The 15,521-nt window shown below is 68.7% G+C and carries 15 protein-coding genes; 11 read left to right on the top strand and 4 right to left on the bottom strand.

All coding sequences use genetic code 11. The annotated features are described in order from the left end of the window. Nucleotides 1–56 precede the first annotated feature (56 nt). The gene (locus BLV94_RS13385) at nucleotides 57–350 is read right to left on the bottom strand and encodes a WhiB family transcriptional regulator (RefSeq protein WP_005239766.1); all 294 of its coding nucleotides are present in this window, start codon (nucleotides 348–350) and stop codon (nucleotides 57–59) included. A 307-nt stretch (nucleotides 351–657) separates the two neighbouring features. Here BLV94_RS13385 and BLV94_RS13380 point away from each other — a divergent pair, with 307 nt between their 5' ends. From BLV94_RS13380 to BLV94_RS13365, 4 genes are all read left to right on the top strand, one after another. Continuing rightward, nucleotides 658–1,611: a MerR family transcriptional regulator gene (locus BLV94_RS13380; protein ID WP_244163587.1), complete on the top strand. Its 954-nt coding sequence runs from the start codon at nucleotides 658–660 to the stop codon at nucleotides 1,609–1,611. 34 nt (nucleotides 1,612–1,645) lie between these two features. After that, entirely contained in the window at nucleotides 1,646–2,479 is an 834-nt protein-coding gene (locus BLV94_RS13375; protein ID WP_072945827.1) for a hypothetical protein, read from the top strand. A 160-nt stretch (nucleotides 2,480–2,639) separates the two neighbouring features. Further along, nucleotides 2,640–3,218, top strand: coding sequence for a sigma-70 family RNA polymerase sigma factor (locus tag BLV94_RS13370; RefSeq protein ID WP_072945778.1), 579 nt, complete (start codon nucleotides 2,640–2,642; stop codon nucleotides 3,216–3,218). After that, nucleotides 3,202–4,245, top strand: a complete 1,044-nt coding sequence (locus BLV94_RS13365) for an anti-sigma-D factor RsdA (protein WP_072945779.1) — start codon at nucleotides 3,202–3,204, stop codon at nucleotides 4,243–4,245. Before BLV94_RS13370 ends, BLV94_RS13365 begins: the two co-directional genes overlap by 17 nt. 100 nt (nucleotides 4,246–4,345) lie before the next feature. Here BLV94_RS13365 and BLV94_RS13360 read toward each other — a convergent pair whose 3' ends face one another. Further along, the gene (locus BLV94_RS13360; protein WP_005239778.1) at nucleotides 4,346–4,750 is read right to left on the bottom strand and encodes a DUF5319 domain-containing protein; all 405 of its coding nucleotides are present in this window, start codon (nucleotides 4,748–4,750) and stop codon (nucleotides 4,346–4,348) included. A 242-nt stretch (nucleotides 4,751–4,992) separates the two neighbouring features. Here BLV94_RS13360 and guaB point away from each other — a divergent pair, with 242 nt between their 5' ends. The 4 genes from guaB to guaA all read left to right on the top strand — a co-directional run bounded on the left by guaB (nucleotide 4,993) and on the right by guaA (nucleotide 11,278). Continuing rightward, on the top strand, nucleotides 4,993–6,516 hold the full coding sequence (guaB, locus tag BLV94_RS13355; protein ID WP_005239781.1) for an IMP dehydrogenase: 1,524 nt from the start codon (nucleotides 4,993–4,995) through the stop codon (nucleotides 6,514–6,516). A 33-nt stretch (nucleotides 6,517–6,549) separates the two neighbouring features. Continuing rightward, nucleotides 6,550–7,689 (top strand): GuaB3 family IMP dehydrogenase-related protein, encoded by a 1,140-nt coding sequence (locus BLV94_RS13350; protein ID WP_072945780.1) that lies wholly within the window; start codon nucleotides 6,550–6,552, stop codon nucleotides 7,687–7,689. Nucleotides 7,690–7,899: 210 nt separating this feature from the next. After that, entirely contained in the window at nucleotides 7,900–9,642 is a 1,743-nt protein-coding gene (locus BLV94_RS13345; protein ID WP_072945781.1) for a GMC family oxidoreductase N-terminal domain-containing protein, read from the top strand. Between the two features lie 64 nt (nucleotides 9,643–9,706). Continuing rightward, a complete protein-coding gene (gene guaA / locus BLV94_RS13340; RefSeq protein ID WP_072945783.1) occupies nucleotides 9,707–11,278 on the top strand; it encodes a glutamine-hydrolyzing GMP synthase in 1,572 nt (523 codons plus the stop codon). Nucleotides 11,279–11,338: 60 nt separating this feature from the next. On the opposite strand, the gene BLV94_RS13335 is transcribed toward guaA, so the two are convergent. Together BLV94_RS13335 and BLV94_RS13330 are read right to left on the bottom strand one after the other, a co-directional pair. Next, the gene (locus tag BLV94_RS13335) at nucleotides 11,339–11,566 is read right to left on the bottom strand and encodes a hypothetical protein (protein WP_072945785.1); all 228 of its coding nucleotides are present in this window, start codon (nucleotides 11,564–11,566) and stop codon (nucleotides 11,339–11,341) included. Beyond that, the gene (locus BLV94_RS13330; RefSeq protein WP_083395566.1) at nucleotides 11,559–13,025 is read right to left on the bottom strand and encodes a PspC domain-containing protein; all 1,467 of its coding nucleotides are present in this window, start codon (nucleotides 13,023–13,025) and stop codon (nucleotides 11,559–11,561) included. The genes BLV94_RS13335 and BLV94_RS13330 overlap by 8 nt, the downstream gene beginning before the upstream one ends. 68 nt (nucleotides 13,026–13,093) lie before the next feature. Between BLV94_RS13330 and BLV94_RS13325 the strand changes: the two genes are divergently transcribed. The 3 genes from BLV94_RS13325 (at nucleotide 13,094) to BLV94_RS13315 (ending at nucleotide 15,355) form a co-directional block, all read left to right on the top strand. Then, a complete protein-coding gene (locus tag BLV94_RS13325; RefSeq protein ID WP_072945790.1) occupies nucleotides 13,094–14,470 on the top strand; it encodes an ATP-binding protein in 1,377 nt (458 codons plus the stop codon). 154 nt (nucleotides 14,471–14,624) lie between these two features. After that, complete coding sequence (locus BLV94_RS13320; RefSeq protein ID WP_072945829.1) at nucleotides 14,625–15,044, top strand: YbaB/EbfC family nucleoid-associated protein; 420 nt, start codon at nucleotides 14,625–14,627, stop codon at nucleotides 15,042–15,044. Continuing rightward, on the top strand, nucleotides 15,041–15,355 hold the full coding sequence (locus tag BLV94_RS13315; protein ID WP_072945792.1) for a WXG100 family type VII secretion target: 315 nt from the start codon (nucleotides 15,041–15,043) through the stop codon (nucleotides 15,353–15,355). The genes BLV94_RS13320 and BLV94_RS13315 overlap by 4 nt, the downstream gene beginning before the upstream one ends. The last annotated feature ends 166 nt before the right edge of the window (nucleotides 15,356–15,521 follow it).

The raw sequence follows: 15,521 nt of genomic DNA, 5'->3' as shown, positions 1-15,521 counted from the left end.
GACGCGAGGAACCCTCGCACGGCGGCGAGGGTCCCTCGGTGAGTGTGGGCGAGCGGTCAAACGGCGATCCGGCCGCGTCTGTGCCGGGCGTGCATCTCGCGTTCCGTTTCGGACATTCCACCCCAGATCCCGTACGGCTCGGACACGCTCAGCGCGTGATTGCGGCACTGGGCGAGGACCGGGCAGCGTCTGCACATTTCCTTCGCACGGGTTTCCCGCTGTGCGCGGGCACGGCCGCGCTCCCCGTCGGGATGGAAGAACATCGAGGAGTCGACTCCGCGGCACAGTCCGTGCATCTGCCAATCCCAGATATCCGCGTTCGGGCCGGGAAGGTGGTTGGGTGCAGGCATGTGGACTCCTTAGCTGCAAGCTCGCCTCGGGCGGCGAGCGGACCGTGGGCTCGACGTTCAAGCCGCTGAATCATTCACGTTGCTAACCGTAGAGTCGGTTCGGAAATCGCGTCAATAGTTGTTCACAGTGGGGATTTACATATCCCACGAGCTGAAAGTTAACCTGGAAAATATTTACTTTCCCGCGTTTCCGTGTTTCCGTTTCGGGTTGAAAGACCTTGGGGGTACGGGTAACGATGTGCGGGTGCCCCAGCCCGCGGAGCCTGAAACGCAGACCCCCTCCGGATCTCCGGACGAGGGACCCACGATGTCGGTATCCGCGCTGGCCAGAAGGCTCGGGGTGGCACCGTCGACGCTTCGCACGTGGGACCGCCGCTACGGCATCGGCCCCTCCGTCCACCCGCAGGGAAGTCACCGGCGATACACGTCGCGCGACGTCGCCCGGCTCGAATGCATGCAACAGGCTCTGGACGGTGGTGCAAACTCCGCGGAGGCCGCGAGATATGCGATTAACGCAATGGCTACATATTCGTCAGAAAGCGGCCGCCGGCCGGGCGGCGAAAATCTGGATGACAACTCGGTGAACGGGACGAAAACAGGCTCGTCGAACCTTTTGTCGTCCTTTTCCGGCCTCGCCGACGCGGAGGCCGCCGTCCGCAATTTGTCGGGTGCGTTGCTGGCGCGAGACGTCGTGACCATCCGCCGGATCGTCGTGCGGGCGGTCGCGGAGCGAGGATTCAGCTCCATGTGGACGACGGTGGTCGCTCCGGTGCTCGAATGGGCGGACGACGGCAGGAACTCCGACGCTGCCGCTGTGAGCGTCCGTGTCTTCGCCGAATGTGTCGCGGGGATTCTGTCCACGATGACCCTGGATGCACCGATCGGCGGCGGTGGCCGGGTCCTGCTCGTGCAGGTGCCCGCGGACCCGCCGGACGCGGTCCCCGCGGACCCGTACGGTCTCGAATTCCGGGCCCTGGGCGCCGCCCTGGCCACGGCGTCGGTGGACACGCGGATCGCGCTGCCACTGTGCCGGTCGGCGTTGCTCGCCGCCGTGACCAACGCCGAACCGGACGTGATCGTCCTCTGGTTGCCCGCCGCCGGATGCGACGTACCCTCCCTGCTGCGGGCGATCCGCCGCAGGCGCACCGGGCTGACGGTGCTGGCGGGCGGTCCCGGCTGCCGGACACAGTCGCTACCGCGGACGATCACGGTGCTGGGAGCGCTGGATGCGGCCGTGGGCGCCGTCGCTGCGGTCACCTGACCGGTGCGAGGGCGGGCGATGCGATGATCTCGGCGTGCCCGACTCCTCTCTCCGTTCCGCAGTCACGAATCCACTGATCCGCGCGGCGTTCGGCGCCGATCCGGGCGTGAGCCCCCTGCCGGAGTCGGACGTTCCCGTCGAACGCTGGATGCGGGCGGTGGCCTGGGGTGCCCGCGGGTACTACAGCCGATCCCGCGCCGAACTGGACGCCCTGACGCGCGGCGGGGTTGCCGAACCCGCGGTCGTCTCGCTCGCCTGGAGCACGCAGGCGTCGCTGCTGAGACAGCTCGGCTGGCACGCCGTGTCGTCCGGATTCGACGGCCGGGCCCTGGCCGTCGTCGGGACGGGTCCCGGAGCGTCGGACGGTGTTCTCGCCGTGGAGGCGCGGTGCGACGCAATGACGGGACTCGCCGCCGACGCGCTGGGGTGCGGCCGGCTCGCACTGGGCAGGCGGCTGCTCGATCGGTGCGCCGAGCACCTGGACGTGCACGCCCACGGCGAACTGTGGCGGCAGCACGTCCGGAGGCACTGGGTGAGCGCGGAGTTGTTCCTCGCGGACGGGGACTTCACCGCGGCGCGCCGCCACGCCGAGGCCGCGGCAGAAATTTCGGAGGCCGCCGGATCGGTGCGGCACCACGTCAAATCGGACCTGCTGCGGAGTGCGTCGATGACGGGGGAGTCCGATTCCGGTCCGGCGGCGCGGCTCGCCGCGGATGTGCTCGACCGCTGCGATCGGTACGGCCTGATACCCCTGAAGTGGGCGGCTGCGATGTTGCTGAGTGGTGTGACGTCCGACTCACGTGCGGAGGCGGTGTCCGAGGAGTGCGAAGCGCTCATCAGGGCGCGAGGTGGGCGCTTCCGAATCTGACACCGCTGATCGGGCCCCGTGGGCCCGGGCTGTTCACGAATCGGTGCGAATCCGGGCGAATACCGTTCGGTCCGCACCGTTACTCTTGGAGTGTTCCGCTGAGAGCGGGAGCACACCCATCGGGGGAGGTGCCACTGTAACGCCAGGATATTCAGCAACGATGACTAACACGAGCGAGGAGTTGGACTCCGCCGTCGCCGCTGCAACGCAGGGTGACCGGGCCGCTTTAGCTCTGGTCCTGGAAAACATTCGGCCCTTGGTTGTGCGTTACTGCAGAGCCAGGGTCGGTGCTGCGGAGAGGGGACAACTCTCTGCGGACGACGTGGCACAAGAAGTGTGCCTCGCCGTGATGACGGCCCTACCTCGCTACGAGGATCAGGGCCGGCCGTTCATGGCATTCGTCTACGGGATCGCCGCGCACAAGGTCGCCGACGCGCATCGGAACTCCGCACGTAACAAGTCGGAGCCCGTCGCCGAAGTACCTGATGTCGTCGCCAACGATGACGGACCCGAACAGCGGGCGCTGGACTCGGAAGCGAGCAGGCAGATGAACGAACTGCTGAGCACGCTGCCGGAGAAGCACCGGGAGATCTTGATCCTCCGGCTCGTGGTCGGTATGTCAGCCGAGGAGACGGCCGCGGCCGTGGGTAGTACCGCGGGAGCTGTCCGCGTGGCTCAACACCGAGCCATCGCGAAACTGAAAAAAGAAGTGACAAAGGCAGGTGAGAGGTTTGGCTAGGGGCATCAAGCGCAACGGCAATCCCGATGCCGATCTCCCAGGAGACGACGCACCGGTGGACGTCGCGGCAGTGCGCCGCGACGACGCATTGATCGACGCGATCGCCGGTGGCGGTCCCGTCGCAACGGATTCGCCGGAGCAATACGAGCTCGCGCTTCTGCTGACCAATTGGCGTGCCGACATCGTGTCGACGCCGATGCCGACCGGGCCGCTGCTCGACGACGTGATCGCGGCGATCGACGCCTCGGACAACGCCCGTTCCGCACGCAGCGCCGCCCGCGGCAAGCTCCGGCTGTTGCGACCCATCGCAGGCGCTGCCGCCGCGATCGCGGTCGTCATGGGCGGCGCCACCATCTTCTCGTACAACGCCGCACCCGGCGATCCGCTGTGGAGCGTCAAGTCGGTCGTGTTCAGCCAGCAGGCCGATTCGACCGTCGCGCAGATCGACACCACGTCCCAGCTGCAGGAGGCCGAACGGCTGATCGCCGCGGGCGACGCGGAGTCGGCGAAGAACCTGCTCGACGGCGCCGCCGACCGTGCCGGCGGGGTACGCGACGCCGACATGCGCAACGAACTCGACGTGTGGCGGGCGAAGCTGGCCGCGGAGGTCGAGAGGATCGCCCCCACCACGCCGCCGGCGACGACGGCGCCGGGAACCACCACAACCGGCGCGCCGACGCAGGCCACCGAGTTGCCTGCCACCGTGCCGGGGACATCCGGTTCCACGACGGTGCCGGGAGTCGGGCAGTTGCCGGGAACCCTGCCGACGGATCTGCAGATTCCGGGACTGCCGCCCATTCCGCTGCCGCAGCTGCCCACCTTGCCGCCGCCGCCGCCGCAGCTTCCGCTTCCGCCTGAGACGATGCCGTCCACGAGCCCGGATCCGACAATCATGCAGTTGCCGATACTGCCGCCGGACAATCCGACCACGCAGCCGCCCACTCAGCAGCAGCCGTCTCAGCAGCCCTCGACGGTGCCGCTGCCCACCACGACGACCCCGGTCCCGGTGCTGCCGCCCACCAGCTAGCGGTTAGGCGGCCCACCCGCACAGACGACTGTGGCCCGACACTTCGCGTGTCGGGCCACAGTCGTCTGTCAGTACAGGGTTTGGATCGGGTTGTGCCGGATCAGGCGTCGAAGCCGTCTCCGTGCAGAGCGTCGTTCATCGAGGCGTCCGCGTAGCCGCGGCAGTAGTCCCATGTGACGTATGCCTCGGGTGTCGGGTCGTAGGCGGGCTCGTGCGGGCGCACGGTGCCGTCGACCAGGAGCTGGAGGAGGTTGGCACGGAGCATGTCCCAATCGTGGTAGTGATCTTGCTGGCAGTCTTCGCAGCAGACGACGAGACCGCGGATCCCACGATGCGCCAGCAGCGCCTCGTACACGGCGAGGTCGGCCAGATCTTCCTCCACGGCGAGACGCTCGTGGGGGTCGAGTGGCTGGCCCGGTTCGATCGCATCGAGAGCTGCGGACGGGTCGGCGGGGTCGCCGGCGAAGGGGTCCGGGGGCAGACCTGGAGGCAGTTGATCGCGCACAGCACCACGGTACGCAGGTCAGCCCGGTCTGCGCCAGCCGTTCGGCGTACGCCCAGCGTGGGTGGGCTCCGTGGCGATCGCGTCGAGCCGATATCATGGTGTGCGGAGCTGGGAATATCGATCGTCGCTCCGGCCTTTTCCCTGTATCCGTGTTCGCGCAAGTTTCACCAGATCGAAGATCTGAATGTCCGCAGACGGCGCCACCGGCGCTGCACCTATGTTCCATGGAGGGCCCGAACCGCATGACAAGTTCAGCAGGGCATGTACACACCGGCGGTGACGACCCGAACAAGGTCGCGATGCTGGGTCTCACGTACGACGACGTCCTGCTCTTGCCGGCGGCGTCGAATGTCATCCCCGGCCAGGTCGACACGTCCAGCCAGCTGACCAGGGACATCCGGCTGCGGGTGCCGCTCGTCAGCTCCGCGATGGACACCGTCACCGAGGCGCGGATGGCCATCGCCATGGCCCGTGCAGGCGGCATGGGCGTGCTGCACCGCAACCTGTCCGTCGAGGCGCAGGCCGGGCAGGTGGAGACGGTCAAGCGGTCCGAGGCCGGAATGGTCACCGACCCGGTCACCTGCAAGCCGTCCGACACCCTCGCCGAGGTCGACGCCAAGTGCGCCCGGTTCCGGATCTCCGGACTCCCGGTCACCGACGCGGCCGGACAGCTCGTCGGCATCATCACCAACCGCGACATGCGTTTCGAGGTCGACCAGAACCGCGCCGTGTCCGAGGTCATGACGAAGGCGCCGCTGATCACCGCCCAGGAGGGTGTCACCGCCGAGGTGGCGCTGGGACTGCTGCGCCGCCACAAGATCGAGAAGCTGCCGATCGTGGACGGCCAGGGCAAGCTCACCGGGCTCATCACGGTCAAGGACTTCGTGAAGACCGAGCAGCACCCGGACGCCACCAAGGACCGCGACGGCCGGCTCCTGGTCGGTGCCGCCGTGGGTGTGGGCGACGAGGCGTGGAGCCGCGCAATGGCTCTCACCGACGCCGGGGTCGACGTGCTCGTCGTCGACAGCGCCCACGGTCATTCGGCCGGTGTGCTGGACATGATCTCCAAGCTCAAGGCCGAGGTCGACGAGCGCGTGCAGATCATCGGCGGCAACGTCGCCACCCGCAGTGGTGCGGCCGCCCTCATCGAGGCCGGTGTGGACGCGGTCAAGGTCGGTGTCGGCCCCGGCTCCATCTGCACCACCCGCGTCATCGCCGGTGTCGGCGCCCCGCAGATCACCGCGATCCTCGAAGCGGTCGCCGCGGCCAAGCCGCACGGTGTGCCGGTGATCGCCGACGGTGGGCTGCAGTTCTCCGGCGACATCGCGAAGGCCCTCGCGGCTGGCGCGTCGACGGCGATGCTCGGTTCGCTGCTCGCAGGCACCGCGGAGTCGCCCGGTGAGCTGATCCTGGTGAACGGCAAGCAGTACAAGAGCTACCGCGGCATGGGGTCGCTCGGCGCGATGCAGAGTCGTGGGGCCGCCAAGTCGTATTCGAAGGACCGCTACTTCCAGGACGACGTGCTGTCCGAGGACAAGCTGGTCCCGGAGGGCATCGAGGGCCGGGTCGCGTTCCGCGGTCCGCTGTCCCAGGTCACACATCAGCTCACCGGTGGTCTGCGGGCCGCCATGGGCTACACGGGAGCGTCGTCGATCGAGGAACTGCAGAACGCGCAGTTCGTGCAGATCACCGCTGCGGGTCTGAAGGAGAGCCACCCGCACGACATCACGATGACGGTCGAAGCTCCCAACTACACCGCTCGCTAGCAACCAGTCACGATTCACGAGAAAGGGGCGCGCGTGCGCGACCTCGTTGAGATCGGCATGGGCCGAACAGCCCGACGAACCTATGAGCTGGACGACATCGACATCGTCCCCTCCCGCCGGACCCGCTCCTCCAAGGAGGTGTCGACGTCCTGGCAGCTCGACGCGTACCGGTTCGACATCCCGGTGCTGGCGCATCCGACCGACGCGCTCGTGTCGCCGTCGTTCGCGATCGAACTCGGCAAGCGCGGTGGCCTCGGCGTCATCAACGGTGAGGGGCTGTGGGGCCGGCACGCGGACGTCGAGGCGAAGCTCGCCGAACTCGTCGCGCTGGCGGAGTCGGACGTCGACGTCGAGGCGCCGATCAAGAAGCTGCAGGAACTGCACGCGGCACCGTTGCAGCCGGGGCTCCTGGCCGCTGCCGTGGCGCAGGTCCGCGACGCGGGTGTCACGACCGCGGTGCGGGTGAGTCCGCAGAACGCGCGGGCGCTGACCCCGCAACTGCTGGAGGCGGGCATCGACCTGCTGGTCGTGCACGGCACGATCATCTCCGCCGAGCACGTCGCCCACGGCGACAGCGAACCGCTGAACCTGAAGACGTTCATCTCCGAACTGGACGTCCCCGTCGTGGCCGGTGGGGTGAGCGATCACCGCACCGCTCTGCACCTGATGCGCACGGGCGCGGCCGGGGTGATCGTCGGGTACGGCTCCACCGAGGGCGCCACGACCACCGGTGAGGTGCTGGGCATCGGTCTCCCGATGGCGACGGCCATCGCGGACGCCGCGGCCGCCCGCCGCGACTACCTCGACGAGACGGGTGGACGCTACGTCCACGTCATCGCGGACGGCGACATCACGTCTTCGGGCGACCTCGCGAAGGCGATCGCCTGTGGCGCGGACGCCGCGGTCCTGGGCGCACCGCTGGCCGTTGCCGCGGAGGCTCCCGGCGGCGGCTGGTACTGGCCGTCGGCCGCCGCGCACCCGTCGGTGCCGCGCGGCACGATGCTGCCGGTTTCGTTCGGTGACCGGCCGTCGCTGGACCGGGTCCTCACCGGCCCGTCGGACGACCCGTTCGGTTCCCTGAACCTGGTCGGTGGACTGCGCCGCTCGATGGCGAAGGCGGGGTACTCCGATCTGAAGGAATTCCAGAAAGTAGGCCTGACGGTCCGCGCCTGAGGCGTACGTCCGTCACTGCTTCTCTCGTCGCCCGATGTCGCATCGGTGCAGTTCAACTGCGCCGGTGCGGCATCGGGCGACGTGCGTTTGCGGGTATCGCGACCGTTCCTGATACCTCTCGTTACAGTTAAGGTAACCCTTGTGGCAGCTGTCACAACTGCCGGGTGCATACTGGCGAGTAATAAACTCAGGTTCGTTGGAGGTCGAGTGATGAGCAAGCAGCGCACAACGGATTACGACGTCCTCATCGTCGGTTCCGGATTCGGTGGCAGTGTCACCGCGCTCCGGTTGGTCGAGAAGGGGTACAAGGTCGGCATCCTCGAGGCGGGCCGTCGCTACGCCGACGCGGACTTCGCGAAGACCAGCTGGGATCTCAGGAAGTTCCTCTGGGCGCCCGCCCTCGGGTTCTTCGGCATCCAGCGCGTCCACTTGCTCCGCGACTGCCTCATCCTCGCCGGCGCCGGCGTCGGCGGTGGGTCACTCAACTACGCGAACACCCTCTACAAGCCGCCTGCCTCCTTCTTCCAGGACAAGCAGTGGTCGCACATCACCGACTGGCACGACGAGCTCACGCCGCACTACGAGCAGGCCCGCAAGATGCTCGGTGTCGTCCAGAATCCGCACATGACCCCCGCGGACGAGATCATCAAGTCGGTCGCCGAGGACATGGGCGTGGGCGACACGTTCATCCAGACCCCGGTCGGCGTGTTCTTCGGCGAAGCGGGCAAGACCGTGCCGGACCCGTACTTCGGCGGCGTCGGCCCCGACCGCACCGGATGCATCGAATGCGGCGAATGCATGACCGGATGCCGGCACGGCGCCAAGAACACCCTGCTCAAGAACTACCTGGGCCTCGCGGAGAAGGCCGGCGCGGAGATCATCCCGATGACAACGGTCAAGGGGCTGCGCGAGGCGTCCGACGGCACCTGGGACGTCTTCACCCGGCGCAGCGGGCCGCGGAAGAACCGGAACCGCAAGACGTACACCGCGGCGAACGTCGTCCTGGCCGCCGGCACGTGGGGCACGCAGCATCTGCTGTTCGACCAGAAGGAGTCGGGCGCGCTGCCGAAGATCTCCGACCGGCTGGGTGTGCTCACCCGCACCAACTCGGAGTCGATCCTCGGCGCCGCCAAGAACAAGGTGGACCCCGCGCTCGAGCTCACGAAGGGCGTCGCGATCACGTCGTCGTTCCACCCGACGCCCGACACCCACGTGGAGCCGGTGCGTTACGGCAAGGGGTCGAACTCGATGGCGATGCTGCAGACGCTGCTGACCGACGGCGGCGGCAGGCGGTGGATGACATTCCTGAGGGAACTCGCGAAGGATCCGACGGCATTGAAGGTCCTCACCCCGTACAAGTGGAGCGAGCGCACCATCATCGCGCTGGTGATGCAGAACCTCGACAACTCCATCACCACGTACACGAAGAAGGGCCTGTTCGGCCGGCGCAAGGTCACCAGCAAGCAGGGCCACGGTCAGCCGAACCCCAGCTGGATCCCGGCCGGCAACGAGGCGACCCGGCGGATCGCGGAGAAGATCGACGGTCGCGCAGGCGGCACCTGGGGCGACGTGTTCAACATCCCGCTCACTGCGCACTTCCTCGGCGGCTGCACGATCGCGTCGGAACCGTCGAACGGCGTCATCGACCCCTACCACCGGGTATGGGGTTACCCGACGCTGAGCGTGGTCGACGGTTCGGCCGTCTCCGCGAACCTGGGCGTCAACCCGTCGCTGACGATCTCGGCGCAGGCCGAGCGTGCGGCGTCGCTGTGGCCGAACAAGGGTGAAGTGGATCTGCGTCCGGCGCAGGGCGAGGGATACCGGCGCCTGAACCCGGTCGCGCCGATCAAGCCGGTCGTCCCGGAAGGCGCGCCCGCCGCGCTGGTGCTGCCGATCGTCGAGATCCGAAACGGCTCGGTGCTGCCCGACACCCGGAAGCACGGCGTTGCATAGCGCCGGCGAGGGCCGGGTCGTGGGGTCGCGCAGACCACAGAGCTGCGCCGATTAGACTGATCCGGTGGCAGATATCGAGCAACAGAGACCGGTCCTCGTCGTCGACTTCGGCGCGCAGTACGCGCAGCTGATCGCCCGGCGGGTGCGTGAGGCCAAGGTCTATTCCGAGGTGGTCCCGCACACCGCGACCGTCGAGGAGATCGCGGCCAAGAATCCGCTCGCCGTGGTGCTGTCCGGCGGGCCGTCGAGCGTCTACGCCGACGGGGCGCCCCAGCTCGATCCGGCCCTGTTCGATCTGGACGTCCCGGTGTTCGGCATCTGCTACGGATTCCAGGCCATGGCCGGCGCACTGGGCGGGACGGTCGCCCACACCGGCACCCGTGAGTACGGCCGCACCGACCTGAAGGTGCAGGGCGGTCTGCTGCACGAGGGGCTGCCGTCCAGTCAGCCCGTGTGGATGAGTCACGGCGACGCGGTCACCGAGGCCCCCGAAGGCTTCGAGGTGACGGCCACCAGCGAGGGCGCACCCGTCGCCGCATTCGAGGACCGGGCCCGCAAGCTGGCCGGTGTGCAGTACCACCCGGAGGTTCTGCACTCGCCGCACGGCCAGCAGGTGCTCAGCCGGTTCCTCCACGAGATCGCCGGCATCCCCCCCGCCTGGACGGCCGCGAACATCGCCGACGCCCTCGTCGAGCAGGTCCGCGAGCAGGTCGGCGACGGCAAAGCGATCTGCGGACTCTCGGGCGGTGTGGACTCCGCTGTCGCGGCGGCGCTCGTGCAGCGCGCGATCGGCGACAACCTGACGTGTGTGTTCGTCGACCACGGTCTGATGCGGGCCGGGGAGCGTGCGCAGGTCGAGCAGGATTTCGTCGCCGCCACCGGCGCCCGGCTCATCACGGTCGACGCGGCCGACACCTTCATCGGTGAACTGGCCGGGGTGTCCGACCCGGAGACCAAACGCAAGATCATCGGCCGCGAGTTCATCCGCAGCTTCGAGGGTGCCGTCAGCGACGTGCTCGGTGAGAACGCCGCGCACGGCGACACGGTCGAATTCCTCGTGCAGGGCACGCTGTACCCCGACGTCGTGGAATCCGGCGGCGGCACCGGCACGGCCAACATCAAGAGCCACCACAACGTCGGCGGCCTGCCCGAAGACCTGCAGTTCACGCTCGTGGAACCGTTGCGCCTGCTGTTCAAGGACGAGGTTCGGGCGGTGGGGCGCGAGCTGGGCCTGCCCGAGGAGATCGTGGGACGCCAGCCGTTCCCCGGCCCCGGGCTCGGCATCCGCATCATCGGCGAGGTCACCCAGGAGCGGCTCGACCTGCTGCGTCACGCGGATTCCATTGCGCGCGAAGAGTTGACGGCCGCCGGGCTCGACGGCCAGATCTGGCAGTGCCCGGTGGTGCTGCTCGCCGACGTCCGCAGCGTCGGCGTCCAGGGCGACGGACGCACCTACGGGCACCCGATCGTGCTCCGCCCCGTGTCCAGCGAGGACGCGATGACCGCGGACTGGACGCGACTGCCCTACGACGTTCTCGAGCGGATCTCCACCCGGATCACCAACGAGGTTCACGACGTCAACCGGGTCGTGCTGGACATCACGAGCAAGCCGCCGGGCACCATCGAGTGGGAGTGACGCACAGTGCGCGGTAAGCGAGTCGCTTGACTCGCTCACCGCGCACGTGCGCGTCAGCGCCTATCGTCGCCGGTTGGGTGCGAACACGAGTACCACGCCGACCAGCACCGCGACCACCACGAACAGCCAGCGGAATTCGACGTTCGCGAGCGGCTCCAGCGAGAACGGCCCCGCGAGCGCCCATCCACTCACCAGCAGTGCTGCCACCCCCGCGAGGAGCAGGAGCGGTGACGGGCGCTTGCGCGTCCGGGTCTGCTCGCCGTCCTGAGTGTCGTCGACGTCATCCACGGCGCACCTCCATACTTCCGAACCGGACATCTGCATTGAGGGTCAGGACGTGACCGTCCGTTCCGTCGGCACCGCCGTCGAGACCGTCTGGGAGACACTGTGCGTCGCCGAACTGGGCGGTGCAGTGGTTCTCGACGTTCATGCCGGGCGGCAGGAGCACCACGACCTCACCGAACTGACCGCTGACGTCGACCGTCTTGTCCTCGGTGAGCGTGACGTTCCGGAGGTCGAGCGTGAAGCTGCCGAACCCGCCGGAGTAGGCGGGTTCGATGTCGGCGGCCGTCAGGGGCACCCAGGTCCGGTCGCCCATGTTCTCGCTGTTCAGGTCGAGCGACCCGACGAGCGAGGCGAGGATCACGAAACCGATCAGCGGGCCTGCGACGACGAGAAGCCCGTAGCCCTTGCGCAGGAAGCCGCCGATCAGCAGCCCCACTCCGAGGACGGCGAGCGCGACCGCGCCGATGCGACCGGGGTTCAGCCAGTCGGATCCGGTGGCGACCGCCAGCGCCGTCGCTGCCGCGGCTGCGAGGATGGCCAGTCCGATCACCATGGTGGTCAGGCGGGAATGCGTGCGCTCCGGTTGTACTGCGGGAGTGGTGGTTCTGGCCGGCTCGGGCAGGTCCCATGCGAACGGGGCGACACCGAGCGGGTCCCATGCCGGTGGTCGCGGTTCGAGCGGCGCGAACGGCGCCGACGGTGCGTCGACCCGCGGACCGGCGGTCGGGGACTTCTCGAACGACACCGGATCGGTCTGGGCGGCAGCGGTTTCGGGTTTCAGTGCCTCGGTGGGGGTCTCGCCGGTCGCGTCCGCCGGCTGCCCAGTGGTGGGAGGTGTGCTCGGCGTGTAGGAGTCGGGAAGCTTCGTGTACGGACCGTACGCACCCGAACCGTATGTGCCCGGGCCGAACGGGTTGGCGCCGAACTGTCCGGGCGAGAAACTCGTCCCGGGATAGCCGGTGCCGACACCGGGGGCGACGGCTCCGACGGGCGACGGCGGGGGGATCGGCTGCCGCTGGTACAGCAGCCACAGGCCGCCGAGCATCAGCGCCATGCTGATCAGCCCGGAGCCGCCGAGGCCGACGCCGAAGGGGCCGACGGTGCTCACCGCGATCGCCAGTGCGACGAGGAGGACGATGGTCTTGGTGCCCGAGTCGGAGCTGTGACCGCGTCCCATCAACGACTCCGCGGGGGAGGCCGGGTCGCCCGACTTCGTGAGGGCGAGCCAGCACGCCAGGTAGAGGAGCACACCGGCGCCGCCGAAAATGGTGGACACGACGAACGCGACTCGTATCAGTACGGGATCGACGCCGTAGCGGTAGCCGATTCCCGCACAGACACCGGCGACGTGGCCACGGCCGGGCAACCGCACCGGTCGGGTCCGCCACAGATCCTGTATCTGCTCTTGGAAGCTCCCATTGCTCATACGACCATCGTTCCGGCCGCCGCATCGCGCGTACATCGGGAAGTACCCTGATCTTTCCGGTCGGGGTGGGCCGGAACGCGGCTCGAAGTCAGGGTCGGACCCTGATGCCGCGGCCCGGGGATCGTGCCAGTATCGAAGGTGTGCAACCTGTGAACACGTCCGCGGGCGGCGCCCAGTACGCGGGCGCCGTGACCGCGCCGGTACCCCCCGGCGGTCTCCCCATGCCGCGGCTCGAACGCCGGACCGGTGGCCGCATCGTCGGCGGCGTCGCAGGTGGTATCGCCGACCAGCTGGATGTCGACGTGATGAAGGTGCGGGTCGCGTTCGCCTGTCTCGCCGCGCTCGCCGGCGCGGGCATCGTCGGCTACGGGCTGTTGTGGATCTTCACGGCCGCGGGTTCGGACACGGAGAAGCCCAGTGCGTCCGAGCGGCGCAGAGCGTACGGGCTGATCGCGATCGGTCTGGCCGGTGCGTCCGCGTTGTCGTGGTTGTTCAGCGGCCGCGTCGGTTCGGTGATCGCACCGATCATCGTGGTGGCGGTCGGCGCGGCCCTGGTGTGGCGCGAATTCGATTCGGAGGGGCCGCGCACCGTCATCGGGCTGCCGCAGCGCCCCACCGTCCTCACCTGGGCGCGGGTCCTCGGTGGCGTGACGCTCATCGTGTCCGGTCTCGGCGTGGTGATCCTCGCGCAGGTCGACTTCGCCGCACTGCGTTCGTCGTTGCTGGCCGTCGTGGTCACCCTGGTCGGCGCCGGACTGCTGACCGTGCCCCTGTGGTTGCGGTTGTGGCGGGCACTGGGGGCGGAGCGCGCCGCGAGGATCCGCAACGACGAGCGTGAGGAGATCGCGTCACACCTGCACGACTCCGTCCTGCAGACCCTGGCGCTGATCCAGAAACAGGCCGACCATCCCCAGGAGGTCGCGCGGCTCGCCCGGGGGCAGGAACGGGAACTGCGCAAGTGGTTGTTCGGTGGGGGAGACACCGACCATTCGAGCCTGGCGGAGGCGTTGCGCATCATCGCGGGCGAGGTGGAGGACCACCACGGCGTCACCGTGCGGCCGGTGACGGTCGGCGACGTGGCCCTCGATGTCGACGGCACCGGCGAGGGACTGTCGAAGGAGAGTTTCACGGCGGTGCTCGGCGCGACGCGGGAGGCTCTGGTCAACGCGGCCAAGCATTCCGGGGAGACCGACATCAATCTGTTCGCCGAGTCCGAGCGCGAGCAGGTCAGCGTGTTCGTCCGGGACCGCGGCGTCGGATTCGACGTCGACGAGGTGTCGCCGGACCGTCAGGGGCTGGCGAAGTCGATTCGCGGGCGGATCGAACGGCGAGGCGGGCACGTCGACGTGCGGTCCACGCCAGGCAAGGGCACCGAGGTGCGAATCCACATGCCGCGGAACGGCCGGACGCGCGCGGGAGCGGGGGCCGCCGACAGCGCGGACACCGGCGTCGAGGACGTGCCGTTCAGTCAGGGCGCGTGAGCACTACTTTCGTCGTGTCGGTTCCCCTCGTGCGCAGCGCCTGCTCGCTGCTGTCCTCGTGACGGGGTAGTGTTCGCCCGCGACGCGACTGTGGGGGTCGTGCGGTCTCACCGTGCTGCGGCGGGGTGCGACGCGAGACGTCAAGGGGGGATTCATGTTCGACCGTGAACGCCTGCGGGTGCGTGAGCAGGAATTGCAGGGTCAGATCGATTCGATGCTGGACACGCTCGACCGGCAGACGCAGGATCTGCATGCCGCTCAGCATCAGGTGGCACAGCTGCGCGTTACGGGTGAGTCCGTCGGCGGGCTGGTGCAGGTGGTGGTGAACTCGGTCGGCGGGGTGGTCGAGGTGCACCTGGCACCGGACGCGTTCCGGCGCTCCAGCCCCGAATCGCTGGGTCGCGCGATGACCGACGCCGCCCGCCGCGCCGGCGAGGCCGCGCAGGCCGAGTCGATGCGCATCATGGGATCGATCGTGTCCGCGACCGAGACCCTGCCGGATCTGCCGGACCTCGTTCCCGACCCCGACGACGGGTCGTGGAATCGGCCGCTGCTGCGGGACGGCTGGCAGTGAGCGCGCAGCTGTGGGTGGACCCGGCGCATCTGCGCGGCGTCGCACCCCGATTCGATGCCCTGTCGCAGCGGATGGCCGAGGTCGCCGCCACCCTGACCGCGACCCTCGACGGTGAGGGCGAGTGCTGGGGCTCCGACGAGACCGGAACGACGTTCGCGAACGGGTATCTGCCGTCCGCGGACGCGGCCGAACACTCGCTGGGGTTCGCCGTCGCGGCGCTGGCTGCGGTCGGGTCGAAGCTCCGGAGTACCGCCGACTCGTTCGACGACACCGACCACGGCACCGCGTCCAGCCTCGCCGGGCTGTTCTGATGGGCCATCGACGAGGCCGATGCCGCGATCCGGTCGGCGTTGTCCGGTGTCAGTGGTGACGTCGAGACCGCGATGGCGAAGGAGTGGATCGGCGCGGACGGTGCGTTGCGTGAGTTGTCGGGGTTGTTCCACGAACTCGGTGACACCCTGGACTGGTCGGCCGACG

It is taken from the genome of Rhodococcus koreensis (genome assembly GCF_900105905.1).
GTDB lineage: Bacteria > Actinomycetota > Actinomycetes > Mycobacteriales > Mycobacteriaceae > Rhodococcus_F > Rhodococcus_F koreensis.
Note: the sequence above shows the minus strand (reverse complement) of the source record. Positions and strands in the feature narration are given on the sequence as shown.